We start from the raw sequence: 26,211 nt of genomic DNA, 5'->3' as shown, positions 1-26,211 counted from the left end.
TTCTAGTTCTCTCTGTGTAAAGCGTATTCAGCAAGACGTTTCAACATGCTGTAGCCCACAGGGTTGAGTGCAGACTCATCGAGGTGTGAGAGACCTTCAATCGATAAGTGCGCTACGTGAGCGCGCACAGAATCTACAGCCCCACTGTCAGTAATGAGCTGGCGCAGAAGCTGAATGTCAGCATCAGTTAAATCAGATCGTCCAAGAGCAGACTGCAGAGTTTCTCTATCTGCCGGGGACATCCGAGAAAGCGCCTCAATAACCAACACGGTTCGCTTTCCTTCGCGTAAATCGTCACCAGCCGGTTTTCCCGTTGCCTGAGGGTCCCCAAAAACACCAAGGAGATCATCTAAGAGCTGGTAGGCGATACCAATGGGCGTACCGAAATTTTTAATCCGAGTAAGCGCCGCCTCGTCAGCCCCCGCAAGAGCGGCCCCGATCAAAAGCGGATACATGACGGAATAGCTTGAAGTTTTCGTGCGAATAATATTGAATGCGCGTTCCCGTGCAGCCTCAAAATCCATAGTCCACGGCAAAACTTGAGCATGCACATCCAAGAACTGGCCAACAGTAACTGTTGTGCGCATGTCATCGAAAAAGCTTAAAGCGGTGTCGATGCCCGGCCCAGAGAAATGACGTGTTGCGTTCCTGAATTCTGTTTCACTCGCAACAAGACTCAAATCTCCCAGCAAAATGGCGGTAGAAACACCATACTGTGAGCCTTCACCAACATAACCGAGCCGACGATGCTCAGCTTCAAAAGCTATATGGGCTGTTGGCGCTCCACGACGCGTATCGGAGCGATCCATAACATCGTCGTGAAAGAGCGCTGCTGCTTGAAACAGTTCAAGAGCAGAACCAACCTGGTAGAGCGCATCTTGTTGAGCCTGAGTCAGATCTTTTTCATCCGTGCGTTGATGCGCTCGATAACTCCAATACGCAAACGCTGCGCGTAACCGTTTCCCACCAGAAAGCAAGACCCGCCACGCATCAGTAAGGAGTTCAGCATCTGCACCCAACTGAGTAAGTTGCGCTTTTTGTTGTGTCAACAGCGTGTCTAATCGACGAGCGACACCACTGCGCATCCCTTCAACATCGACAAGCAAAGCGGAATCATCTGAAGGGGGAGGAATTGAAGATAACGGAGCAGCAAAGGCAGACATGAATCGAATCCTAGGTTTGTGTTGGTCTGACAATCCTACGCTGAACAGCAGATTATTCTTTGACGCTCTCTCATGGCACCGATCACAGATATCAACAGTGTTTAAGTAGGGAAGTTATCCACCAGATCACGAGCAAAAATTTCTAACTTCACATACGAAAAACGCGGTATTGGTTTCCTCATGTCATGACACCTGTACTCAAAGTAAAACACGCCCGAGAAATCTTGTCGCTCATCCCTTATCAACTTGGCTTTCAACCGTCCAATAGTGTGGTTGTGGTGAGCTTGAGAGGTCAAACCCGCCAGGTCGGAATGATCGCTAGAGTCGACATAGAAGACGCATACTCCCCACACTCTACTGTTTCCGACACGCTCATTGATCGATGCGTAAAAGACGGTGCGACAGCCATTTTTGTGGCCTGCTATCTTGACGAGAGCACACAAAACGAAGCAGTAAAAAAGTTACAGCACACGTTCAACGCAGTGGACAAGGCCGTCCAAGGGAAACTCGACATCATAGAACGCTGGGTAATCTCACCCAACGCATACACGCACTGGCCACACTGCTCAGAACAACATCCCGAGCCTTGCCCACTGCATTGGGAACCGCGCGACTTGCTGCACACAACACATATCAGCGCACACATGGTGTACGACGGACGACAGGTGCTTCCTAGCCGCGAAGCGCTCGCAGTTATTGAAAAATCTGAGGAGCAACGACGCGCTGTACATGCTCAGACCTATCAACGACACGTTCAGGTTCGTGCACGTAGTGCTGTCTCACATCGAATAATGGCGTGGCGTCTAGCGCGAATTGCAGAATGGGATGATTTGCTTGCCGCTTACGGGGAAAAACAGCTACCTGATCGTTGCGAAAGTAAAGCGTCTCGTGCAGTACATGAAGAAGAAAGCTCTAGGTACAGGGCAACTTCGCTTAGTACAGGAAAGCTGGCTGCGGCTTTAGAAGATCATGTTGTGCGCGATGCGATGATCATTAGTGTTACCTCTTTGGGTATGAGTGCAGCGCGGACATTTATTGCGCATTTTTTCATGTTTAAACCATCTGAGTCGTATCAAGAAGTATCAGAGACATCTGCAGATAAACGTTCTGTTTATGACGAAATCGCGGAAGACGCTATTGCAAAAATAATTGATGTGAGGCGTGCAGAAAAGCCTGATGCGGTTGTTCTTAATGCGGCTGTTGAGTTGTTAAAAACAGTTATTTCTGATGCTGAATCACATGGCCAAGTGGCGCCGCATGCCCTTATCGCGTTACTGGAGTGGTGGCGTGGGAACGCAGTAGTGGCTCGTGCATACGCGGATGCCGCATTAACTGTAGATGCCTCGTACGGTTTGGCCGTGAAGGTGGCTGCGGTCATTAATAGTGGGTTGCCGTCGGGGTGGCAGCGCCAACAGTTGCGTGTTGGCTTGCCATAATTTTTGTGACACACGATTGCGCAGACGATTGTCCCAGTAAGTATTTGTTTGTGAAAGGTTAAGGTAGAGGGACGGTGGGTTACGAGAAGGGTTTGCAATGATCGTCGTGGGTTACTTGGCAACACGTGAAGGTCGTCAGGGCGTTACTAGCGCGCTAGAAGAAGCTATTCGTAGAAAAATTGCGGTCACGGTTGTCGTGAGTGAAAAATCTGCAAAGCAGGCCCCTGAAGCCTTAACGCAACGGGACGAAGACTTGGCTCGCATCCAAGCGGAAGCCCAAGACAGTGGTGTCGCCTTAGATGTTCGTATCATGTCTGAACGTCATGACGTTGCAGAAGACCTGATTGCTGTTGCGGAGGAAACCAGCGCCGAACTGATTGTTATTGGGCTGAGGCGTCGTTCACCAGTTGGAAAATTGATTTTGGGCTCAAATGCGCAACGTATTTTGCTTGATAGTCCGTGTCCTGTGCTGGCAGTAAAGACGGAAAGATCTGCAACCCATTAGGGAATAAAACGTGACGAGTAGGGGTTGAAAGCAATGATGATACAGCGTTTGCTGTGGCAGTTAATGTGATCACAAAATACACTCGTGTGACATTACTTCAGACACAAAACACGAATTTAAGGCGAAAAATGCGTCTTGAATTTGCAACACCAAGTACAATATAGGTTTGCGGGCCATGCTTTCCTGTGTGGTCCAGAAATCGCCTGTCCAAAATGCCGAAAGGTCTTTCGTGGCGCTCACCTCGACGAAAAACGCACTACCACGCGAATTTGAACACCCTTCTATGGAAGCTCTCCTGCAAGCTGGCGCTGCCACTGGGAAAGTTGATGCGGAGGTCTTTCGTGTTGCCTGCGAGCAAGCAGAAATTAGCGACCCCAAACGCTTGAAGGCTGTGTTTAAAGCACTGGTCCTTGCTGGCGTAGAGGTGGAAATGTCGCCAAATGCTTCGAAGGTTGCTGCAGCAACTTCGTCGCGTTCGACGAGTGCAACTGCGCGCGCAACTAAAAAGGCTTCTACTAAAGCATCTTCGAAAAAAGCAGCCGACTCTGATGCAGAGGACGACGGTACTGCTACAAAGCCTGCTAAACGAGCAGCAAAGAAAGATGCAACTCCTGCCGCTAAACCAGCAAAACGTGGTCGTAAAAAGAAAGACGACGATTTTGATGACGAGGCTGTCGAAGATATTGCCGTAGACGACGATATCGAGGATGACGCTGAATCAGGTGAAGGCGCTGCAACTGACGCTAAAAAGAAGCCTGAAGCAGAAGAACCAGAAGAATCTGCTGGATTCGTTTACTCTGACGCTGATGACGACGACGCTCCTGCACAGCAAGTTGTTACTGCTGGTGCTACCGCAGACCCAGTTAAGGACTACCTCAAGCAAATTGGTAAAGTTGCGCTGCTGAACGCGGAGCAAGAAGTCGAATTAGCTAAGCGTATTGAAGCTGGTTTGTTTGCAGAAGAACAGTTGAACTCTGGTCAAGAGTTTGAACGCAAATACGAGCGTGAATTGAAGTGGATCGCACACGACGGACGTCGTGCAAAGAATCACTTGCTTGAAGCTAACCTGCGTTTGGTGGTGTCGCTGGCAAAGCGTTACACGGGACGTGGAATGCTGTTCTTGGACCTCATCCAAGAGGGAAACCTTGGTCTTATCCGTGCGGTAGAGAAGTTCGACTACACCAAGGGATACAAGTTCTCAACCTACGCTACTTGGTGGATTCGTCAGGCAATCACCCGTGCGATGGCTGACCAGGCACGTACTATCCGTATTCCTGTGCACATGGTTGAAGTTATCAACAAGTTGGCACGTGTACAGCGTCAAATGTTGCAGGACTTGGGTCGTGAACCTACCCCTGAAGAGCTTGCTAAAGAACTCGACATGACACCTGAGAAGGTTGTTGAAGTTCAAAAGTATGGACGTGAGCCAATTTCGTTGCACACCCCACTGGGTGAAGACGGAGACTCGGAGTTTGGTGACCTGATCGAGGACTCTGAAGCTGTTGTTCCAGCCGATGCTGTTTCGTTCACGCTTTTGCAAGAACAACTACATCAAGTACTGGACACTTTGTCAGAGCGCGAAGCAGGCGTTGTCTCTATGCGCTTTGGTTTGACCGATGGACAGCCAAAGACACTCGACGAGATCGGAAAAGTTTACGGCGTTACTCGTGAACGTATCCGTCAAATTGAGTCGAAGACGATGTCCAAGCTTCGTCACCCGAGTCGTTCACAGGTTTTGCGTGACTACTTAGACTAAACATAACTGTGGGGTGGTGCAGAATTTTTTCTGCACCACCCCACTTTTTTGTGCAGTGATTGGTTGCCTGCACCTGCTTGTAACGCAGGAGAGGGGCGCCCGCATGTGCGGGCGCCCCTCTCCTGTAGGTTTGTGTGCGAGTTAGACGGCGGCCTTTGCTCCTGAGCCGTGCTCGGCAAAAAGGCGGTCAGTTTCGTCGTGTACTTCTGCGGCAACTTGGTTGAATTTATCTGCGTGTGCGCGTGCGTGGTGTGCGCAGAAAAGTAATTCACCTTGTGCAAGAACTACACGTACATAGGCTTGAGCTCCGCAACGGTCACAACGGTCCGCTGTAGTCAACGTTGCGTTCGTGGCTGCGTGTGAAGTTTCGGTCATGTAAATATCAAACCATTGAATGCGCAAAAAATGTTCCGCTAACCCCTCTGGTTCGCCACTGGCGTAGAGAGATGCATGAGATCACATTACGTAATCTTTCATGCAAATTGGCATCAGATCCACGAATCTGTCAGTCGCTGTAGATAAGATATCTGACTGTGACCACTAGTACCAGCGAATCCAATTACTCTGCACGCCATCTTTCTGTCCTTGAAGGTTTGGAAGCTGTTCGTAAACGTCCCGGCATGTATATCGGTTCTACAGACTCTCGCGGTCTTATGCACTGTCTGTGGGAAATTATTGATAACTCAGTAGATGAAGCCTTAGCAGGTTTTTGTACCCGCATAGCGGTCACTTTGTATGCTGATTCTTCTGTTGCTGTTGAAGATAACGGGCGTGGTATCCCCGTCGATATCGAACCCAAAACAGGTCTTACGGGTGTTGAAGTTGTGTACACAAAATTACACGCTGGTGGAAAGTTTGGCGGGGGTTCGTATACCGCATCTGGAGGTCTGCACGGTGTAGGTGCTTCTGTGGTGAACGCGCTTTCTTCACGTCTTGATGTGGCGGTAACACGCGCTTCAAAGGTTCATGCCATGTCATTTAGGCGAGGCGAACCGGGCGTGTTTAAAGACAAAAACGATCGTCCGACACCCGAGTCTGCTTTTGAGCCGTTTATTGATCAGTCGGTACTCGCTGTTGTTGGTAAAGCAAAGCGCGGAGTTACTGGCACGCGTGTACGTTATTGGGCTGATAAGCAAGTTTTCCCTGCTTCTGCGGTGTTCTCTTATGAGGAGCTTGTCACCCGTGTGCGACAAACCACCTTCTTAGTTCCCGGCTTAGAAATAACGGTTCGTGACGAACGCGGCTTAGCTGGAACTCCAGGTGAAGATGGGCCACATGAAGAAACTTTTGTACACACGGGTGGTTCCGTTGACTTCGTTGAGTTCCTTGCCCCAGATGTTCCTCTAACATCAACGTGGCATCTAGAAGGATCAGGCACATTTAAAGAAACTGTTCCGGTGTTGGACGGTAAAGGACACCTTGTCAGTCAAGAAGTTGAACGCAACTGTGAAGTCGATATCGCCTTGCGATGGGGTAACGGGTATGACACGACGGTTCGTAGCTTCGTCAATATTATTTCTACGCCTAAGGGCGGAAGCCACTTAAGCGGGTTCGAAACTGGTCTTCTGAAGTTTTTACGAAAGGCCATCGAGCAGAATGCACGTAAATTAAAAATTACGGCAAAAGATGGTGCAGAACGCATCGAAAAAGATGACGTACTTGCTGGATTGACTGCTGTGCTGACTGTTCGGTTAGCCGAACCGCAATTTGAGGGCCAAACGAAAGAGGTGCTAGGAACAGCACCGGTACGCGCCATCGTTGCAAAAGTTCTTGAACAGCAGCTTAAAGAACTGTTCGCGTCACCAAAGCGAGATGACAAAACCCAAACGGCGCTTCTTTTAGAGAAGATCGTTGCGGAAATGCGGGCACGTGTTTCTGCGCGTAAGCAAAAAGAAATTTCACGACGTAAAAACGCATTAGAAACGTCGTCGTTGCCTGCAAAACTGGCTGATTGTCGAACGAACGATGTAGAAAAGTCGGAGCTCTTTATCGTTGAGGGAGACTCCGCGTTAGGTACAGCCAAATTAGCGCGGAGCTCTGACTTCCAAGCGTTGCTACCTATCCGAGGAAAAATCCTAAACGTTCAAAAAGCTTCAGTTTCTGACATGCTGCGAAACGCAGAATGTGCGGCAATTATTCAAGTGTTAGGTGCAGGATCAGGACGTTCCTTTGACGTGAACGCTGCACGTTACGGAAAAATCGTGCTCATGACTGACGCTGACGTTGACGGCGCACACATTCGAACATTGTTGCTCACCTTGTTCTTCAGGTACATGCGACCAATGATTGACGAAGGACGCGTATATGCGGCTGTTCCACCGCTGCATCGTCTTGAAGTAATTGGTACACGGTCGCGTAAAAACCAATATATTTACACGTATTCTGAGGCTGAACTCAACAAAACTATTGCGCAACTAAAACGTTCAGGGAAACGCTACAAAGAAGATATTCAGCGTTATAAAGGCCTTGGAGAGATGGACGCTGATCAGCTTGCGGAAACCACCATGGACCCGCGGCATCGAACTCTACGTCGTGTAACAGCACAGCATGCTGAAGAAGCCGAACGCGTATTTGAACTTCTCATGGGATCAAATGTTGCACCACGTAAAGAATTTATTGTTGCGGGTGCAGCCGACCTAGATAGGTCGCGTATCGACGCGTAAATCGCATATCTTGTGAGCGATTTTTTAAGTGTGCGGCAAGGTATCCACTCTGAACACGATTTTCGTGTTTAGAGTGGAATTATGGAGCCTCCAGATACTTTAAAGCCCCTCTCGCAACGTATAGATGAACAAGAGCTGCCGCAACTACCCACAGATTTGGGTTTAGTGTGGCGACCTTTACGACCCTCTGACGCTGCACAATTGTTTGAACTTATTGTCACAATTGAAGAAGCCGACGATAAGCCTTATCGCACTTCGCTTGAAGAGACACAAGAATTGTTCGACGGGGAGTGGAAGCACTTCGACACGGATTCACTTGTTGCCATTGACGCGCATGGCAAATTTCTTGCTTTTGGCGTTTTGCAGATTCTGCCTGGCGACGAAACTTTAACAAGGGTTTTCCTTGATGGCGGAGTGCATCCTGAGGCTCGTGAAGTTGGCATAGGACATGCGTTAGTGACATGGTTGACTGCTCGAGGCAAGAACATGCTTCGTGAGTCTGGTTCATCGTTGCCAGGTCGTATCGCAACTTATCTAGAAGATAACGCTCGGCAACACTGGCACTTGTTTGAAGAAGCAGGCTATAAAGCGCGCCGGTTTTATAAGTCTTTAAAGCGAGACCTGTCCCATGACGTGCACAACGTGACTCTAGCCGAACATTTGACGCTTATTCCGTTTAATTTTGCGTTAGATAACGCTGTACGGCTCGCTCACAACGATGCTTTCCGCGACCATTGGGGATCTCAACCTCAAACGATGGAATCGTGGGTGCAAGGCCGATCAATGCTTATGCCTGAGTGGAGCTTCGTTGTGCTTGACCATGTGGTCTCGTTGAATGCTGAGGAGCCGGTCGTTGCAGGTTATGTACTGACGAGTAAATATGAGCAAGACTGGGAAAACTCGGGTCATACAAGCGGCTATATAGAAACGCTTGGAGTGCGACGCGACTATCGTGGCCAAAAAATCGCGTTAGCGCTTATTACCGCTGTCATGCGTAAGCTGCAGGAAGACAACATCGAATATGCTGAATTGGATGTGGACTCTGAGAATCCTTCAGGTGCTTTTGGCATGTACACGAATCTAGGATTTGAAGAATCGACAAGTTCACGCATGTTTAGTCTTGAGTTTTAAACTTTGTAATTGACCAAGGCAAGAACCTGCGAGGGCCACCACGATCATATTCGTGGTGGCCCTCGCTGCCGTGTGAGGTTATCCGATCCAGCCGATCGGCGTAGTTAACGCGGATCCTGATCCATCACGACGAACATCGAGTTCTGGCAGCGGTACAGGCTGTCCTGCTAGAGAACACGCATGAGCAGGCCCCACACCAACCCATCCGTGGGTCAACAGGTCTTCGCCCTTCAAGAACCGTTGGGCTCGTACACCACCTGTTGCACGCCCCTTTGATGGGAAGACATCCAAAGGCGATACCTTTGCTGAGCCTGAATCTGTTCCACTCAACGTGGATGCGTTACCTGCCACAGATACGACGACGGCATCTGCATCAGAGCGGACCACGTTAAAGAAAATGACGTGGCTGCCGGCGCTCAATTTAATTCCAGCCATACCGCCAGCTGCGCGTCCTTGTGGGCGCACACTTTGTGCGGCAAAACGAAGCAGTGATGCATCTGAAGTAAGGAAGATGAGGTCGTCGCCGTCTTGTGATGACGACACACCAACAACTTCGTCGCCGTCTTTGAGGTTAATGACTTCCCACTCGTCAGATTTGGCAAAGTCTCCTTGCATGACACGTTTTACAACACCAAGGCGTGTTCCGAGAGTGAGCGGTGCTGCGTCTGCCGTTAAGGAAGCTAACCCGACAACAGTTTCATCCTTTTCGAGTGTTACCAGTTCAGTAACAGGCACTCCACCTGACAGTGAGGGGGTGCCTTGAGTTGGGGGAATGGAAGGAAGCTCAAGGACTGAAACTTTGATGAGGCGGCCCCTATTGGTGATAACTCCAATGTCGGCCCGAGCAGAACTAGGCAGGATGGAACGCAGCACATCGTGCGCATGACGAGACTCGTCTTTAACCGGCTGTGTTTCGTCGTCGCTGCGGGCAATTAAACCTGTTGTGGTGAGCATGACCCAGCAAGGCGTATCTTGGATTTCAAGTGGGGTAGCGGCACTAGTCGATTGAGCGCTTGTAGGTGTAGAAGCGCTCAGAGCAGAAGAAGTGGCATGACTACCCGCAGAATCAAGCAAAACGGTGCGTCGTGGGGTGCCATATGTTTTGGCAACGCGGGCCATTTCCGTGCCAACTAGTTTTTTCAAGATTGACTCGTTCGCCAAGATTTCTTGAAGTTCGGCGATCTCTAATGCGAGTTGTTCGTTTTCTTTTTCTAGTTCTAGTCGTGAGAATTTAGTAAGACGACGAAGGCGAAGTTCAAGTATGTATTCGGCTTGTACTTGAGTCAGGTCAAAGACCTGCATGAGTCGAGCACGTGCTGTTTCTGAGTCTTCAGACGAGCGTATAACTTGAATGACTTCGTCTATGTCGACAATGGCCAGCAATAGGCCTTCTACGAGGTGCTTGCGCTCTTCGCGTTTACGTAGCCGGAAGGCACTGCGTCGTCTCACTACAGTGATGCGGTGGTCAACCCACACGCTGAGCATCTCTTTTAAGCCCAACGTTTTAGGTTGCCCGTTCACCAGCGCAACGTTGTTTATGCCGAAAGAGTCTTCGAGTGGGGTGTGCTTGTAGAGGGTCTCTAAAACGGCTTCAGGGTTGAAACCTGTTTTCACTTCTATAACAAGTTTGAGGCCGTTTGCGCGGTCAGTGAGATCCGTGACGGCAGTGATTCCTGAAAGTTTTTTGTTTTGTACACCGTCTTTGATTTTTTCGATGATTTTTTCTGGCCCAACAAGGTAAGGCAATTCGGTAATGACGATGCCTTTTCGTCGAGGAGTGATGTTTTCAATACGTGCGGTTGCACGTGTTTTGAAAGAGCCACGTCCTGTCTTGTAGGCGTCTCTAATGCCTTCTAAACCAACAATTTTTCCGCCCGTGGGCAGGTCAGGGCCTGGCACAAAGCGAATAAGTTCGTCGAGTGATGCGTTGGGGTGTTTAAGTAAATGCCGTGCTGCGGCAATGACTTCAACAAGGTTGTGCGGTGCTAAGTTTGTTGCCATGCCGACGGCGATACCTGAAGCGCCGTTCACCAAAAGGTTGGGTATCGCTGCAGGAAGCACTTCTGGCTGGTTGAGTTTGTTGTCGTAGTTGGGGACGAAGTCGACAACATCCTCATCTAGATCTGCGGTCATAGCTATTGCGGAGGTAGCGAGACGCGCTTCGGTGTATCGCGGAGCTGCTGGACCATCATCTAGGGAACCAAAGTTTCCATGCCCATCGACAAGAGGTAAGCGCAGACTAAAAGGTTGGGCCATACGCACGAGTGCGTCGTAGATGGCGCCATCACCGTGCGGGTGCAGTTTTCCCATAACCTCACCAACAACACGAGAACATTTGACGTGTCCTCGATCGGGACGCAAACCCATATCTGCCATCATGTAGAGGATGCGGCGTTGAACAGGTTTTAGACCGTCACGTGCGTCGGGGAGGGCACGGGCATAAATAACCGAGTAGGCATATTCTAGGAACGATGATTCCATCTCGGCAGTAACGTCAATGTCGACGATATTTTCAGTGAAATCCTCAGCATCAACGGTGGGTTGAGAAGGCTTACGTGCCATGAACGAAGTAGCTCCTATCGGAATACCGGATATGCATTTAGTGTAATGGTCGCGTAGTACTCAGGGGGTGAACCGTGGTCATCTTACTTGGATCGGCTGACAGACGCAGGCATGGCACATAAAAGTGTGCCAATAACCGGCGGAACCTGAAGACATGTTGCGTGTTTAAGCGGAAATCTATTCGTGGGAACTTTATCCAATTAACCTTGAGTTATGCAGCCTACAGAGCAGTCATCAGATGATATTGCATATTCTGCGCCGTACCCAGAACATTGGGAAGCGGATGTGGTGTTGCGTGATGGGACTCCAGTTCATGTGCGTCCCATACGACCCAGCGACAAAGACGCGTTACAAGCTTTTCATGTAGCGCAGTCAGAGCGGTCTATTTATTTTCGGTTTTTCTCTGCGATGGAACGCTTATCTGAAAAAGACCTGTCACGTTTCACCGAAACAGATAACACCGACCGCGTCGCTCTTATCGCTACGCTTACACGGCATCATGCTGCAGAAGCGATTGTTGGTGTGGCGCGTTTTGATCGCATTGCTCCTGACGAAGCCGAAGTTGCATTCAATATTTCCGACACCTTGCAAGGGCGAGGCTTAGGTTCCGTGCTGTTAGAGCACGTTGCAGCTGCTGCGCGTGAAGTAGGAGTCAGAAAGTTTTATGCAGAAGTTTTACCGCAAAACGGGAAAATGCTGTCTGTTTTTAAAGAGGCGGGATATCAGCAAGCCCAAACCGTTGATGACGGCATCGTTACAGTCACCGTTGATTTAGACCCGACTGAACAATCAGTGCATGTTATGGCGCAACGCGAATATCGTGCAGAAGCCCGCTCTATGCAGCGCTTGTATGCGCCTAACAAAATATTGTTGATTGGCTCGCTTACCGACGAACCCACCCCTGAAGAAATAAGGCTCGCCACAGGCGCACTCGCATCAGGGATCGGGGTGAAAGGCGATGAAAAACTGCATGTTGTTGGATTACCGCCAGGGTTTATTCGTGAAGCCCAAGACCGCGGAGAGCAAGCAGACAACTTTGTCCACTACCCATCGTTAGAAGACTTAATAGCGACAGGGCAATCATTTGACCTTGCCGTTTTAACGATCCCCGACAGTGCAGTCGCACAGGTGTTAATGGAACTTGCCCCGCTAGGTGTTCACGCAGCGGTGCTACTTACCGGAGGTTTCGCAGAGAACGGCACATTAGGTTTAGCGTTACAACGCGAAGTTATCCGCGTGGCTCACTCCGCTGGCATCAGAATTATTGGTCCAGCAAGCTTACGGGCTATTTTCAAACACAGCACAGCACCCCTTTAATGCGTCACTCGTGCCACAACGGCCCCCACACGGCGGAATCGGACTGTTCTGCCAGTCGTCTGCAATCGCCGTAACACTCTTGTCAACAGTCACACGGCGACAACTTGGAGTGTCTAACTTCCTTGCCTCTGGCAATCGAGCCGATATCTCTGGCAACGACCTCATGCAATTTTGGCAAGAAGACACAAGCTCAACATCTGTTGGCATGTACCTCGAGTCGATTGGAAACCCGAGAAAATTTTCGCGTATCGCCCGAAGACTCTCACGTATTAAACCAATAGTGGCCGTCAGCGCAGGTCAAACAGGATATGTTGTGCCACGTGGGCACGCCGTTTCGCCAACCCACGCACCACGCAAAACCCTCGACCAAATGTTGAAGCAGTCTGGAGTTATCCGCGCCCAAAACACCCACGAACTCGTCGACACACTTCAATTCTTTGAAACGCAGCCACTACCTCAAGGCAAACGTGTCGGCATCATCGCTAACTCTGAAGCATTAGCAGCTATCGCTGCAGAAGCAGCCCACTCGGCACTCCTCGAAGTCACAGAACACATCCACGTTTTACGGTCATTAGACAACCCGAACGACACCCAACAAGTCCTAGACGCCGTATACGGTCCGCACGCCTGCGACATCGTAATCCTCGCTTATGTGCCCACCATCGGAGAGTTCCCCAAAGAACTAGCGCACACGATAGCTACCATGGCCGCCAACACCCAACGACCAACCATCGCCAGCGTATATGGCCTCCACGGCGTAACCGAACCCTTCACCGTACAAGGCCCACACGGCCCACTCTCCGTGCCAGCATATTCCACCCCAGAAGACGCAATACGAGCATTAAAAAATGTGGTCGGCTATGCACAATGGTTAGCCGAAGACCACGGACAACGCGTCCACTTCGACGACATCGACCGGCACAAAGCAGCCGCACTCATCGCAACAGTCGGCGCAGGACTCACCCCACAAGAAGAAACCGCACACATACTCAAGGCCTACGGCATTGACCTGTGGCCCTCATACAGAGTCCACACCGTCGAACAAGCACAAAACATGGCAGCAGAACTCGGATACCCGGTCGTGTTAAAAGCTCTGCCGAATCCCTACGCCACCGAGCAGACTTGGGGGGAGTGCGCCTCAACATCGCAAACAGTACGGAACTCGTCGAAGACTTCTCCGACATGGTTACCGAACTATCGCGGCACCTCGGAACCGATCAAGACGTACTCACCATAGGATTTGACATCCAAGCCATGGCCGCCACAGGAGTCGCCTGCGTCATCCGATCCCAAGAAGACCCACTCTACGGTCCAGTCGTCTCCTTTGGACTGTCAGGAGACGCCGTAGACCTACTCGACGACGTAAGCTACGCCATCCCACCACTCACTCAAGGCGACATCCACACAATGGTGCGCAGCGTAGGAGCCGCCCCAAAACTCTTCGGCTATAAAGGTCTACCAGCAGCAGACGTAGAAAAGCTTGAAGAACTCATCGCCCGAATCTCACTACTCTCAGACAACCACCCAGAAATCAAAGCACTCGAACTCTATCCAGTGATCGTCGCCGACGACACAGTCGCAGTCATCAGCGCCAGCCTCGAAATATCACCAGCACGCCGAAAAGACGGACTACGCAGAACCCTGCCGCAATAAACCAGCCACTCAGAAACAGAACAACACAGGATCACACACACGCGAATGTGTCCACTACGAACACATCCACGTAGACTAGAACCGTGCAACTTTCCGATCAAACAGTCGCCCTTGCCTCATCCCTTGAACGATCGGGCTACTATCCACAGTTTGTTTCAAGTGTTCTTGATATCGCGCTCGCAGACGAACCCGTTATCGGCCATTTGGTGCATGTTGAAACAACCTTTGCAACCGCTGAAGTGCGCCGACATGTCACAGTGCTTGCGTTGACTTCTACACGTCTCGTCGTGGCTCACGTTGATGACCACGCAGGAGAGTCACATACGGGGCAGGCAGAATCTCGAGCAGCAGCAACAACGGAATCTGTTGCATTGAGCGCAATTAAATCAGTGGTTTTGACACACGCTGTTGCTTCGCCAGAACAATTTGTGCCAGGTCAACTCCCCGTGGAACTTACGTTAGCGATCGGTTGGGGAGCCGTCTCCCGAATGGATCTTGAACCGGCTGTATGCCCAGATCCTAATTGCGAAGCAGACCACGGTTATTCGGGTGCTTTAACAAGTGATGACGTGATGATTCGAATCAGTGCAGAAGCAGAAGGAAATAGCGCAGTTAAAGATGCTCTTGTTTTTGCTCGTACGCTTTCAGCCCATACCGGAAATAAGACACGGTGAACCGTAGCGTCATGCCTAATTTTCCTGCCGCTGTTGCCACACAGTATGCGTCGTTTGGTTTTGTTACTCCAACGTATGACACCAAAAGTTTGGCAACGTTAACCCCCGCGATATGCGATGCGTTGGGTGGCTATGGTGGCCCCCGCGATCACACCGGTCACGCCGAGGGGAAAAACCTTCACTTTAAGCAGGAGTGGGGTTTAACTGAAACCACTAATGTGTGTCTGCTTTTAGTTGATGGTTTAGGTGTACATAACCTCAACGAATTTGCTAAAGATGCGCCGTTTTTAACGGAACTAAATGAGGCGCACACAATGGCTATGTCTGGTTTTCCGTCCACAACGGCTACCTCTATGGGGTTAGTTGGTACTGGGCAAGGTGGTGGGGTCACTGGACTTATCGGTTATAGCGCTCTCAGCCCTCACACTGGTGTCGTAGGTAACTTTGTTTCGTGGAAAGATATCGGGCCACCAGACAAAGTCCAAAAGCACCCGGTGCTTTTTGAAGAACTCGCTCATGCAGGACAACGCGTAACATCTGTTGGTCTGTCTCGTTTTGATGGCTCGGGGCTCACCCAGGCAGCTTTGCGTGGCACACACTATGTTGCTGCAGAAACGAGCGCAGAGACAGTTAGAGCAACTCTGAAAGCGGCACAACAGCCAGGGTTCACATATGCGTACTGGAGTGAATTAGATAAAGCGGGACACATTTTTGGTGTCGGATCTGCCCAGTGGCGAAATGAACTGCGAGTTGTGGACCGGATCGCTAGAGAACTAGCAGCACAATTAAAACCGGGCGTTACCCTGATTATTACTGCTGATCATGGCATGGTGAACGTTGATTTTAAGCAACGTATCGATATCGCAGATGACTATCAGATGGCACGAGGAACCCGAGCCTTGGCCGGTGAGCCACGGTGTGTGCAGGTGTATTTTAATTCACCGCAAGCAGCTCGAACTGCCTATCCCATATGGCGTGAAAAACTTGATACGTGTGCAGTGCTGCTGACTAAAGACGAGCTCATAGAATCACAGCTGTATGGCGACATGCAGCCACACGTGCATCAGTGGCTAGGAGATTTTGTCGCTATAATGGCTGACCGTGCGACACTGGTGGACAGCACTCAGATGTCGCGCATGGCCTTAAATCTAAAGGGTGTTCATGGATCGTTGACCCGAGAAGAAGTAGAAATTCCGGGTATTGTTCACGTGATCTAGCGGAGCCTAATCAAACTTTGCACCAAATAAAATCTCGTCCCATGTGGGCATGGGGCTGCGTCCTCGAGCACGAGGCTTCTTAGGCGCTTGATTTTCGGGCGTAGGCGCCCCAAAAAGATCTTTAGCTGGTTCTTCACGTGGAGCCCATTGTGAAGGCTCCTCGGGCTGAATAGGGGAGCGGACTGTGCGGTGAGTGCCTGTATGTGGGCGGCGCTGCACAGTTTGCTCGTCAGACGTGTCCGCATGGCTTGCAGACTTAACAGGGGAAGTCGCAGAAACCGCACTATGAGGCGACGGCGATGAAGCAACTGTGCGTGTGGAAGACTCCGCTGGAGTTGCAGGTACATCGTAGATCACATCACTATGATGAGATGACGGTGAGTCACCGGATCGTGCAGTAAAAGGATAAATGTTGTCTGAAACTGGTGGCACAGAAACATTCGAAACTTGATTTAATTCTTGGGTGTGCGACACCGGCTTGCGTGTACCGCGAGCTTTATTGAGGCGCTCTATAAGTGCTTCGGTTTCGCTTTGGTCTGAATCGACCACAGGAATTGACGAGGACTGTGGCATAGCTTCAAAATCGAACACTGCGTTGCGTACAGCAGATAAGTGACGGCGCGGAATGGAGTCTTCCATGATGCGGGTTTCAGATAACCACCGTGCGTCTTCGTCTAAAGCATGAACGGCACGTTCAGATTGCCGGTATGACCATCGTGCAACGCGTTCGTCGCCTTCAAGGTTGAATGAAACGGTGACTATCCACCCGTGTCCATCGCTTTTAAAAGCATCCCACTGTAATTCAAGAACGTTGACGTCACGTGCGCTTAGACGGTCTGTCACGATGTTGCCGAGAGTCGGTGAATCTGGTTCGGAAGTTAACGTGACTTTTTGTGCTGTTGTTGCAATAAAAGACCGTTCGGCGAGGACAGGGCGTTCATAGCGTTGAATATGTTCAAGTGGCATGCCGGACTTGTCGGCGAGTTCTTCTGCCGTCATTCCTGAACGTATGCGTGCTTGAATTTCACGAGGAGCCATGGCGTTGTCGTGTTCGTTTTTATGATGTTCCATAGCGGAGCGGTCTAGGCGTACTGCCGCACGCAGCATAGGTGAAATGCGTAAGCGGTACTGAGTGCCTTCAGGGGTCGCGACGATGAGGTGCTCGCCGTCTTCACTGAGTCCGACGAACTTTGCGTCGGCAGCGAATCGATTAGACATGTGCGCCTCCATTTACGATCAACACCCTCATTTTCCCCTCAAAATCGCCTATCGTGTGGAAATCCGCTCGGTGTGCCGCGTGCCCGCATGAGGGTAGGTGGGGATTAGGGCACACTTGAGGGATGCGACCATACAATCCCCAGCCAGGTACAAGGGCACCACTTGAACTAGTATCAGAACTCGCGAAGATATGTGAGTTGCTGGCCGAAGAAGCCCGAGATTTCATCCTCTCGCATAAGCCGGTTAAGGCCGCAGTGTTGGAAACTAAATCGACTCCTACCGATGTGGTGACACAGATGGACAAGGACGTTGAGTCTCTTTTGCGTGCGCGTCTTGCTGATGTACGCCCAGATGACGGATTTTTGGGTGAAGAAAGCGAAGCCGTTACGTCACGGTCAGGTTTGACCTGGGTGATTGATCCTATCGACGGAACTGTGAACTATCTTTACGGGCTTCCCGCATATTCCGTGTCTATAGCGGTAGTGCAGGGGGAGCCGAACCCTACGCAGTGGACTCAACTGGCAGGCTGTGTGATTCGTGTACCAGACGGCACACGGTGGGTCGCTGGGAAGGGGCTTGGCGCGTTAAAGAATGGTGAACCTATTCGTGTTAATCGACCACACAGTTTAGGTGCGTGTTTAGCTGGCACTGGGTTCGGGTATGACGAACGGGTTCGGGCAATGCAGGCGGATGTGTTGTGTGCAGTGTTGCCGCAGGTTCGTGACATTCGTCGTATGGGTTCTGCTGCTATTGATTTATGTAGTGTTGCTGACGGCACGTTAGATGTGTATTTTGAGCGTGGGTTAAGTCCTTGGGATATGGCTGCAGGATCGCTTATTGCTGGTGAAGCTGGGGCGCTTGTGTGTGGTCTTGACGAGGGGCGTCCAACTAAGACAATGACTCTTGCAGGGTCTGCTGACCGGGTCGGTGAGCTCGCCGCGATTTTGCGTTCTGCTCATGCTGATCGAGAACTCGACTAGATTCGCTTACAGCAGAATTGGCGTATTTTCAGGCGTGCGCAACCAAAGTGCGGTAAATCACCTCGCGTTGCTAGTGCGCTCGGCGAAAATATGATGCAGAATCCCATCGCTACTATTTGAATTTTGGTTGGACTAAAACCTTCCATAAAGAATGTAGTTCCCGACATATTGCCCTAAAAAATGGGCACAAAACGATCGCAACGGAGTGTGATTCCGCAAAATGGCAACTGACTACGATGCCCCTCGTAAAAATGAAGAAGACATCAGCGAGGACTCCCTTGAGGAGCTGAAGGCTCGTCGTTCAGACAAGAGCTCTGGCGTTGTCGACGAAGACGAGACTGAGGCAGCAGAGGGGTATGAACTGCCTGGCGCAGACTTGTCTGGTGAAGAACTCGCCGTTCGAGTAATTCCACGTCAGGCAGATGAGTTTACGTGTGGTGTGTGCTTCTTAGTACACCACCGCTCACAGCTTGCTTACGAAAAGAACGGCCAGCAGGTGTGCACTGAATGTGCGTAATGTCGTTTACACAATAACGACGACGTCGGGCGGTGGGGCTTAGTGCGCGCTGAGCCCCCACACACGTTAGACGCGCCCTAAGGTGCTTGCTGAGCTGCTCTACAGCTACAGTTGTTCCTTGTGAACATCGACGAACCCGAAATCCTCATAACGCTCCTCGACGAAGCAGCAATAGTGCCAACGTACGCTCATTCAGGAGACGCAGGCGCTGATTTGTCGACAATTGAAGACATCGAGTTAGCGCCCTTTGAACGCAAACTTGTACGAACTGGAATCTCCATCGCGTTACCAAACGGCTACGCTGCATTCGTGCATCCTCGCTCTGGTCTAGCTGCAAAACATGGCGTGACAATCGTCAACGCGCCAGGAACAGTAGACGCTGGATACCGCGGAGAAATAAAAGTCACGCTGTACAACAGCGACCCAAAAACCCCCGTGACGCTGCATAAAGGCGACAGAATCGCTCAACTTGTTATTCAACGAGTAGCTCGGGCACAATTCTTCGAAGCCGAAAAGTTACCAGGCTCAGATCGTGGCGAAGGCGGCTTTGGATCTTCTGGCGGTTGGGGCAAGCAATAAATCGCGTAACTACGCTTTGAGTGATCGCGCCACAACAACTATTACAGTTTGGTTACGACACCGGCTAGTCTTATGTGTAAGGCGGCGCCAACGAGCGCCCGAAACTTCTAAAGGAGTACCACGTGGCGTTCTTCAGGCGCGAGCAAAAAACCGAGAATGTGTCAGAAACTCGCGAACACGATCTGGGAAACGTGTCTCTAGACAACGAACAAACTCCTCCAGCCTATGGGCCGTTTGACGTTTCTGACGTATCCGATCGTGGCGACCGACTTGACCTAGGCGCACTCTGGCTGCCTGGAAAAGAAGGCGCAGAACTCCGCATGGAAGTCGATAACCAAACACAACGTGTCACAGGCGTAGCCCTAGCACTAAACGGCTCCATACTGCAGTTGCAAGCCTTTGCCGCACCTAAAACCCTAGGCATCTGGGACGAAATACGCGACGAAATTGCACAATCCATCCAATCCCAAGGCGGCGAAGCAGACACCATCCCCGGCCGATACGGACGCGAACTACTCGCAAAACTACCGGTAAAACTCAAAGACGGATCCCCAGCAATACAACCAGCTAGATTCGTCGGAGTGGACGGCCCACGCTGGTTCCTACGAGGAGTGTTCTCAGGACGCGCAGCATTCGAACAAGCCGCTGCACAAGACTTAGAAGAAATTTTCGCAAACGTTGTTGTTGTGCGAGGCGACGAGCCACGCCCACCACGCGACTTGCTCACCTTGACACTGCCAGGACAACTCATGCCACAACAGCCGGCACGTCCAAACACTCCAGATCTCAACCCGCTGCAACGCGGCCCTGAAATCACAGAGATCGGATAATCTCAGTTGTGAACAGCAACGTAGGGCAACTTTTTAAACGACTCATCGCATCAGCCGAACAGGTAGCAGCAGAAGAAGAACGTATCGTTGCTCGACAACAAAAAGCTGCCACACTCATCGAAGACGCTCACGACCGTACGCGCGGAACCTTTACCGGAATCGTGCGGTCAGTAGTATTCAACCCAGAACACGACAAAAAAGTTCTTGAAGTCGAACTATATGACGGTAGTGGTGCCCTAGCCCTCGTCTGGCTGGGGAGGAGAAGCATTTCAGGAATAATTCCCGGTTCCAGAATGACTGTCAACGGACTTGTCACCATTGTTGACGGCCGACCAGTCATGTACAACCCAAGGTACGAATTAAAGGCAAAGACCGGAGAACTATAAAGTGCCCCACACACCTGACGAGAACCTTGTACAACCAGCAGAAGCTACCGAAGAAGCCCCCAAACGCGGCGTGAACTCACTCACCGCTCAAGAATTTGATGCGCTTGCTTCAGTAGGTGGCATCCGAGGACTCATCGAAGCCGTCGCGCCAGGGCTCATCTACCTCATCGTTTATCTCACCACTAAAGACTTAGCGCCTGCGCTGGTCTTATCGTTAGGGGTAGCGCTCACGCTCGTCGTGATCCGTCTTGTGCAACGTACACAAGTAACCATGGCGTTCTCAGGCATCTTTGGTGTGCTCGTCGGTCTGTTCATTGCCTGGAAATCAGGAGAAGCATCAGACTTTTACGCACCAGGCTTGCTCATCAACATCGCCTACCTACTTGCGCTCGTCGTATCAGTGATCGTTCGGTGGCCAGGTGTGGGTGTCCTTGTTGAACTCCTCAAATCTGGTTTCGGGGTGTCCAACACCGCACCGAAAACAACAGAAGAAGAAACCCCCGCGTTAAAATTTCCCACACAATGGCGCAAAAACCCTAGCCTGCTAAAACGCTACACCCTAGTGACATGGCTGTGGATAGGGCTCTTTGCTGCGCGACTCGCCGTACAAGGGCCACTGTACCTCGCCGGCGACTCGGCAATAGGGATGCTTGGAACCGCACGAATCGTGATGGGACTACCCTTGTTCGCGCTGGTGCTGTGGCTATCTTGGCGAATTATCCGCCAACCAGAATCCGTTGAAGATCCTCAAGAGTAACCGCAGAACCAGAAACAAAAAGTAACTCGTCGCCGGCCTCAAGAGTGTCATCATTTTGTGGTGACAGAGGCCGGTCACCGCGAACAATCGCAGCCAAAACAGTATCCCGAGGCCACGTCACTTGCCCAACAGTCTGCCCGACCAAATGCGAGTCACTAGGCAACGTGAACTCCAAAATATCTGCGCCAGACTGGTGAAAAGTAAAAATCTTTACCAAGTCACCCACCGCCACAGCTTCTTCAACCATCGCAGTCATGATGCGTGGGGTAGACACCGCAACGTCAACGCCCCACGCCTCATCAAACATCCACTCGTTTTTCGGGTTATTGACACGCGCAACTACACGCGGAACCCCATACTCAGTTTTTGCTAGCAAAGAAATAACTAAATTCGCTTTGTCATCCCCAGTAGCAGCGACAATGACATCGCACTTCCCAGCCTCAGCCTCGTCAAGAGTCGCCAACTCACACGCATCAGCCAACAACCACTCAGCTTCAGGAACTTGCGCGACACGCATAGCACTAGGCTGACGATCAATGATCGTCACATCGTGCTCGTTTACAAGCAATTCACGCGCAATCGAACGGCCAACAGAACCCGCCCCAGCAATAACAACTTTCACTTTTCTTGCTCCACATCAGGCTCATGAGTCAGGATCCGCTCAACCGCAGAAACATCCGCAGCATGAATGAGCATATGCAGCACATCACCCTCTTGCAGTACCGTTGTGGAATCAACAAGTTGCCCCGTGCCATACCGCGCAACAAAAGCTGTACGTGCACCAGTAGCTGCATCAATAGCGGCAATCGACACCCCAAACCACTTCGGGTGAACATCAATCTGGCATAACCGCACATTCCCTGACGGGTCCCGATACTCGTCGGTAGCACCCAAGGGCAGCATACGCCGCAACACCTGATCAGAAGTCCAACGCACAGTGGCGACAGTGGAAATACCTAACCGCTGATAAATCTCTGCGCGTTGCGTGTCATAAATTCGGGCAACAACATGATCGACCCCAAACTTTTCACGCGCGACACGCGCCGCCAAAATATTTGAATTATCACCATCAGAAACCGCAGCAAACGCATAGCATTCGTCGATCCCCGCTTGAATGAGAGTGTCACGGTCAAACCCGATCCCAGTAACCTTTTTCCCACTAAATTCGGGGTTAAGTCGCCTAAAAGACTCAGGATTTTGATCCACGACAGCAACAGAGTGGCCGTAGTTTTCTAAAGACTGTGCGAGTGTTGCGCCTACACGCCCGCATCCCATAATGATGAAGTGCACAGCCGAAACGCTACACCTTTCTTCGCGTTTGGGGTAACGCAACGCGCAAAATAGGCATAGCATTGCTAGACGTGTCAGACATTATGGATGCTGCCAAGCGGCTGGTGCTAGGCCGACCAATGAGCAGCGAACGACTTGGGCATACACTTCTACCCAAGCGGCTAGCACTCCCAGTATTCGCATCAGACGCGCTGTCATCCGTGGCATACGCGCCGGATGAAATTTTGTTGACGCTAGCGTTGGCAGGAGCCGCCGCCACTATCTGGTCACCATGGGTTGGCCTCGTCGTCGTTATCGTCCTACTCACCGTAGTCACCTCATACCGCCAAAACGTGCGAGCATACCCATCAGGTGGTGGAGACTACGAAGTCGTCACCAAAAACCTCGGCAAAAAAGCCGGATTAGGTGTCGCAAGTGCGCTCCTCGTCGACTACGTACTGACTGTTGCAGTATCCATATCCTCTGCATCGCAATATGCGGCATCAGCCGTTCCCGCACTCCGCGGACACGAAACAAGTCTGGCAATCGTAGTAGTAATTTTCTTGACGATTATGAACCTACGCGGCGTAAAAGAATCCGGAAAAGCATTCGCCATCCCGGTCTACCTATTCATGCTCGCAATCGGGTTACTCGCAGTTCTTGGTTTCATCCAATACGCGGCCGGAACACTTGGCCAAGCCGAAAGCGCACACTTCGAACTCAGCGCTTCAGAAGCCTACAGTCAAGGACTAACAGGACTAGGCGGAGCCCTACTCCTAGCAAGAGCATTCGCGTCCGGCTGTGCAGCCCTCACCGGTGTAGAAGCAATCTCAAACGGAGTGCCCTCATTTAAAAAACCCAAATCGCGAAACGCAGCACTCACCTTGCTGATGCTCGGAACGATTTCAGCGACAATGCTGACCTCCATCTTGATCCTTGCACAAGCAACCGGCGTCAAATATGCAGAAAACCCTGCAGAACAACTCACCCTAAACGGCGCTGCAATCCCCGAAGACTACATACAGCACCCCGTCATCTCACAACTCGCAGAAGTCGTATTCGCAGGGGCACCATGGCTGTTTTACTTCATCTCAGCCGTTACCGGTTTGATCCTCATGTTCGCCGCAAACACAGCCTTCAACGGATTCCCCATACTTGGCTCCATCCTTGCCCGCGACGGATACCTACCACGACAAATGCACACCCGAGGAGACCGCCTAGCATTCTCCAACGGAATCATGACACTAGCTGCCGGAGCCATCGTTCTGATCTGGCTGTTCGACGCCCAAGTCACCAGGCTCATCCAGCTATACATCGTCGGGGTATTCATATCCTTCACGCTCTCACAGCTAGGCATGATCAAACACTGGGCGAGGGAACTCCGCAAAGCAACAGGGCCACAAGAACGCCGCCGCATGAAACGATCACGTGCAGTCAACATTATGGGATTCGCGATGACAGGAACCGTCCTGATCGTCGTCCTCATCACGAAATTCACGCACGGCGCATGGCTTACCCTCCTCATCATGGCAGTCCTATTTCTTGTTATGGGCGCAGTACATAAGCACTATCAATCGGTACACGAAGAACTCACCCTCGGACCAGACAAAACCAACGCCAGTGCACTACCAAGCCGCGTACACGCCATCGTTCTCATTTCCCGCCTACACAAGCCAACAATGCGTGCCCTCGCATACGCTCGCGCCACACGACCAAACACCATCGAAGGTGTCACTGTTGCAGTGGATGCCGAAGACGTTGTTGGATTACGCAAAGAATGGGAAGAGCTCAACATTCCCGTACCGCTGCGAGTATTGAACTCACCATTCCGCGAAATAACGCGACCGATCCTCAGCTATGTGCGTTCAATCCGCAGGCAAAGCCCACGCGACCTCGTCGTCGTCTACATACCCGAATACGTTGTAGGGCACTGGTGGGAGCAAATCTTGCACAACCAGAGCGCCATACGCCTCAAATCGCGCCTACTCTTTACCCCAGGCGTCGTTGTGTCATCGGTGCCATGGCAGCTCGTCTCATCGCAAAACAAGGGCGTAGAGACGACACACTTCCCGCAAACAAGCCAACCTGTGTCCATGGAAGAGCACAACACACCGACAACGCAGACTGCTGTGCCCAATAGCACCCGCAGTGAGTCCACTTCACAAAGTGAACACTGAGATAATAGGCCAGTGAACACTTCAGCATCTCAACCGTCCCACACTGCCGCTGCCCAACCCGAATTGATTGAACTCGAAATCGGGAAGGTTGCACATGGTGGTCACTGTGTAGCTCGACATGAGGGACGAGTCGTGTTCGTGCGCCACACACTACCCGGCGAAAAAGTACGTGCCGTTCTAACCGACCACGAAGAAAACGCCAAATTTTGGCGTGCAGATGCCGTGCACATCCTTGAACCAAGCGCAGACCGTGTACCAACTGCATGGCCTGCCGCAGGAGCACACGGCGTAGGTGGGGGAGAGCTCTCACATGTGTCATTGGAAGGCCAGCGACGATGGAAAGCAGCCGTCATTGCTGAACAACTTCAACACCTGGCACGTCTCGACTGGGATGTCACCGTTGAAGCAGCACCCGGTGATGAAGAACGCGGCGGACTCAACTATCGCACCCGATTCGACGTTATCGCCGACGAAGCCGGCAGAATCGGTATGCGCGGACACCGTTCACACACCATCACCCCACTAAAAACAATGCCGCTCGCAACACAAGAAGCGCTTGACCTCGCTGCAGAGCATCGTGTTTTCGATAAACAGTGGGCTCCTGAAAGCCGACTTGAAGTTGTTGCTCCAGCCAACGGAGCCCAAGGCGTTGTCTTACTTAACGGGGAACCTGAACGAAAAGGCTTCCAAGATCCTCGCCCGAACGCAAAACGCAACGTGACTGAAACCGTCACCGTAGATGGGTTCACCCACACATATCAGGTTGCTGCAGCAGGTTTTTGGCAAGTCCACCGTGAAGCACCCGCACTTCTTGCGCAAACAGTACTCGATATGGCGCGTTTTAACGGGCTGGAACTAGAAGACGCGACAGTAGTTGACTTGTATTCCGGTGCAGGATTGTTCTCGGTGCCACTATCCGCAGCTGTTGGTCCAGTCGGTCGTGTCGTTGCGATTGAAGGCGACGAAAAAGCCTGCCGCGACGCACGACGAAACCTCCACTCATACGAACAAGCAGAAGTGCATAATGGAGACGTCGCCAAAACTCTTCGCAGCCGTGACCACGGCGCAATGGGTGGTGCAGACATCGTCGTTATGGACCCGCCACGTGCAGGCGCTGGACGCGAAGTTGTCAAGGAAACAGCCAAACTTCAACCACAACACGTTGTGTATGTTGCGTGCGACCCTGCAGCTATGGCCCGTGACATCAACTACTTTGCAGCGCACGGTTACACACTTACAGCTCTACGCGCTTTCGATCTATTCCCCATGACGCACCATGTAGAGTGTGTCGCCCTGTTGACTCGGTAGGTTTCACCGTGTCGCTGTAGCGCTCTGATCTGCGGTTACATTTTCACGTCGCACAAAAACACTCCCGCTTTGATTGCGAAAAGCGGGATTGTTTTGTCTTGGTATGTTGGCTT

22 protein-coding genes and 1 pseudogene are annotated in these 26,211 nt (G+C 51.3%); 17 read left to right on the top strand and 6 right to left on the bottom strand.

What is annotated here, in order from left to right; all coding sequences use genetic code 11:
* Positions 1–2: 2 nt before the first annotated feature.
* Positions 3–1,163, bottom strand: coding sequence for a polyprenyl synthetase family protein (locus ACR9EC_RS04085; protein WP_435300232.1), 1,161 nt, complete (start codon positions 1,161–1,163; stop codon positions 3–5).
* A 185-nt stretch (positions 1,164–1,348) separates the two neighbouring features.
* Between ACR9EC_RS04085 and ACR9EC_RS04080 the strand changes: the two genes are divergently transcribed.
* The 3 genes from ACR9EC_RS04080 to ACR9EC_RS04070 all read left to right on the top strand — a co-directional run bounded on the left by ACR9EC_RS04080 (position 1,349) and on the right by ACR9EC_RS04070 (position 4,860).
* Complete coding sequence (locus ACR9EC_RS04080; protein WP_435300231.1) at positions 1,349–2,599, top strand: DUF4192 family protein; 1,251 nt, start codon at positions 1,349–1,351, stop codon at positions 2,597–2,599.
* 97 nt (positions 2,600–2,696) lie between these two features.
* The gene (locus ACR9EC_RS04075) at positions 2,697–3,104 is read left to right on the top strand and encodes a universal stress protein (protein ID WP_435300230.1); all 408 of its coding nucleotides are present in this window, start codon (positions 2,697–2,699) and stop codon (positions 3,102–3,104) included.
* Positions 3,105–3,387: 283 nt separating this feature from the next.
* Positions 3,388–4,860 carry an RNA polymerase sigma factor gene (locus ACR9EC_RS04070; RefSeq protein WP_435300605.1) on the top strand — a complete coding sequence of 491 codons (1,473 nt, stop codon included), beginning with the start codon at positions 3,388–3,390 and terminating at the stop codon, positions 4,858–4,860.
* Between the two features lie 141 nt (positions 4,861–5,001).
* On the opposite strand, the gene ACR9EC_RS04065 is transcribed toward ACR9EC_RS04070, so the two are convergent.
* Positions 5,002–5,235: a DUF7455 domain-containing protein gene (locus ACR9EC_RS04065; protein WP_435300229.1), complete on the bottom strand. Its 234-nt coding sequence runs from the start codon at positions 5,233–5,235 to the stop codon at positions 5,002–5,004.
* A 158-nt stretch (positions 5,236–5,393) separates the two neighbouring features.
* Here ACR9EC_RS04065 and ACR9EC_RS04060 point away from each other — a divergent pair, with 158 nt between their 5' ends.
* Together ACR9EC_RS04060 and ACR9EC_RS04055 are read left to right on the top strand one after the other, a co-directional pair.
* Entirely contained in the window at positions 5,394–7,523 is a 2,130-nt protein-coding gene (locus ACR9EC_RS04060; RefSeq protein WP_435300228.1) for a DNA gyrase/topoisomerase IV subunit B, read from the top strand.
* Positions 7,524–7,604: 81 nt separating this feature from the next.
* On the top strand, positions 7,605–8,654 hold the full coding sequence (locus tag ACR9EC_RS04055) for a GNAT family N-acetyltransferase (protein ID WP_435300227.1): 1,050 nt from the start codon (positions 7,605–7,607) through the stop codon (positions 8,652–8,654).
* 78 nt (positions 8,655–8,732) lie between these two features.
* Here ACR9EC_RS04055 and ACR9EC_RS04050 read toward each other — a convergent pair whose 3' ends face one another.
* Positions 8,733–11,216 (bottom strand): DNA gyrase/topoisomerase IV subunit A, encoded by a 2,484-nt coding sequence (locus ACR9EC_RS04050; RefSeq protein ID WP_435300226.1) that lies wholly within the window; start codon positions 11,214–11,216, stop codon positions 8,733–8,735.
* A gap of 213 nt (positions 11,217–11,429) precedes the next feature.
* On the opposite strand from ACR9EC_RS04050, the gene ACR9EC_RS04045 reads away from it, so the two are divergent.
* From ACR9EC_RS04045 to ACR9EC_RS04030, 4 genes and pseudogenes are all read left to right on the top strand, one after another.
* Positions 11,430–12,533, top strand: a complete 1,104-nt coding sequence (locus tag ACR9EC_RS04045; RefSeq protein ID WP_435300225.1) for a GNAT family N-acetyltransferase — start codon at positions 11,430–11,432, stop codon at positions 12,531–12,533.
* Between the two features lie 10 nt (positions 12,534–12,543).
* Positions 12,544–14,186, top strand: a pseudogene (locus ACR9EC_RS04040) (acetate--CoA ligase family protein).
* An 83-nt stretch (positions 14,187–14,269) separates the two neighbouring features.
* Positions 14,270–14,860: a DUF5998 family protein gene (locus ACR9EC_RS04035; RefSeq protein ID WP_435300224.1), complete on the top strand. Its 591-nt coding sequence runs from the start codon at positions 14,270–14,272 to the stop codon at positions 14,858–14,860.
* A gap of 11 nt (positions 14,861–14,871) precedes the next feature.
* Positions 14,872–16,077 (top strand): alkaline phosphatase family protein, encoded by a 1,206-nt coding sequence (locus ACR9EC_RS04030; RefSeq protein WP_435300223.1) that lies wholly within the window; start codon positions 14,872–14,874, stop codon positions 16,075–16,077.
* A gap of 6 nt (positions 16,078–16,083) precedes the next feature.
* Here ACR9EC_RS04030 and sepH read toward each other — a convergent pair whose 3' ends face one another.
* Positions 16,084–17,295, bottom strand: a complete 1,212-nt coding sequence (sepH, locus tag ACR9EC_RS04025; protein WP_435300222.1) for a septation protein SepH — start codon at positions 17,293–17,295, stop codon at positions 16,084–16,086.
* Positions 17,296–17,417: 122 nt separating this feature from the next.
* Here sepH and ACR9EC_RS04020 point away from each other — a divergent pair, with 122 nt between their 5' ends.
* The 6 genes from ACR9EC_RS04020 to ACR9EC_RS03995 all read left to right on the top strand — a co-directional run bounded on the left by ACR9EC_RS04020 (position 17,418) and on the right by ACR9EC_RS03995 (position 21,344).
* Positions 17,418–18,275, top strand: coding sequence for an inositol monophosphatase family protein (locus tag ACR9EC_RS04020; RefSeq protein WP_435300221.1), 858 nt, complete (start codon positions 17,418–17,420; stop codon positions 18,273–18,275).
* Between the two features lie 220 nt (positions 18,276–18,495).
* Complete coding sequence (locus ACR9EC_RS04015) at positions 18,496–18,792, top strand: DUF4193 domain-containing protein (RefSeq protein WP_435300220.1); 297 nt, start codon at positions 18,496–18,498, stop codon at positions 18,790–18,792.
* A gap of 120 nt (positions 18,793–18,912) precedes the next feature.
* The gene (gene dut, locus ACR9EC_RS04010) at positions 18,913–19,371 is read left to right on the top strand and encodes a dUTP diphosphatase (protein ID WP_435300219.1); all 459 of its coding nucleotides are present in this window, start codon (positions 18,913–18,915) and stop codon (positions 19,369–19,371) included.
* Between the two features lie 122 nt (positions 19,372–19,493).
* On the top strand, positions 19,494–20,201 hold the full coding sequence (locus tag ACR9EC_RS04005; protein ID WP_435300218.1) for a DUF3710 domain-containing protein: 708 nt from the start codon (positions 19,494–19,496) through the stop codon (positions 20,199–20,201).
* An 8-nt stretch (positions 20,202–20,209) separates the two neighbouring features.
* Positions 20,210–20,587 carry an OB-fold nucleic acid binding domain-containing protein gene (locus ACR9EC_RS04000; protein WP_435300217.1) on the top strand — a complete coding sequence of 126 codons (378 nt, stop codon included), beginning with the start codon at positions 20,210–20,212 and terminating at the stop codon, positions 20,585–20,587.
* A 1-nt stretch (position 20,588) separates the two neighbouring features.
* On the top strand, positions 20,589–21,344 hold the full coding sequence (locus ACR9EC_RS03995) for a DUF3159 domain-containing protein (RefSeq protein ID WP_435300216.1): 756 nt from the start codon (positions 20,589–20,591) through the stop codon (positions 21,342–21,344).
* Here the strand turns inward: ACR9EC_RS03995 and ACR9EC_RS03990 are convergent.
* Both ACR9EC_RS03990 and ACR9EC_RS03985 read right to left on the bottom strand, forming a co-directional pair.
* On the bottom strand, positions 21,304–21,966 hold the full coding sequence (locus ACR9EC_RS03990; protein WP_435300215.1) for a potassium channel family protein: 663 nt from the start codon (positions 21,964–21,966) through the stop codon (positions 21,304–21,306). The two genes, ACR9EC_RS03995 and ACR9EC_RS03990, sit on opposite strands and share 41 nt — an antisense overlap.
* Positions 21,963–22,619 carry a potassium channel family protein gene (locus tag ACR9EC_RS03985; RefSeq protein ID WP_435300604.1) on the bottom strand — a complete coding sequence of 219 codons (657 nt, stop codon included), beginning with the start codon at positions 22,617–22,619 and terminating at the stop codon, positions 21,963–21,965. Before ACR9EC_RS03985 ends, ACR9EC_RS03990 begins: the two co-directional genes overlap by 4 nt.
* Positions 22,620–22,705: 86 nt before the next feature.
* Here ACR9EC_RS03985 and ACR9EC_RS03980 point away from each other — a divergent pair, with 86 nt between their 5' ends.
* A complete protein-coding gene (locus ACR9EC_RS03980) occupies positions 22,706–24,790 on the top strand; it encodes an APC family permease (protein ID WP_435300214.1) in 2,085 nt (694 codons plus the stop codon).
* Positions 24,791–24,802: 12 nt separating this feature from the next.
* Complete coding sequence (locus ACR9EC_RS03975) at positions 24,803–26,098, top strand: class I SAM-dependent RNA methyltransferase (protein WP_435300213.1); 1,296 nt, start codon at positions 24,803–24,805, stop codon at positions 26,096–26,098.
* Positions 26,099–26,211 lie beyond the last annotated feature (113 nt).

It is taken from the genome of Timonella sp. A28, assembly GCF_051200815.1.
In the GTDB taxonomy this organism is placed as follows: Bacteria; Actinomycetota; Actinomycetes; order Actinomycetales; family Cellulomonadaceae; genus Timonella.
Note: the sequence above shows the minus strand (reverse complement) of the source record. Positions and strands in the feature narration are given on the sequence as shown.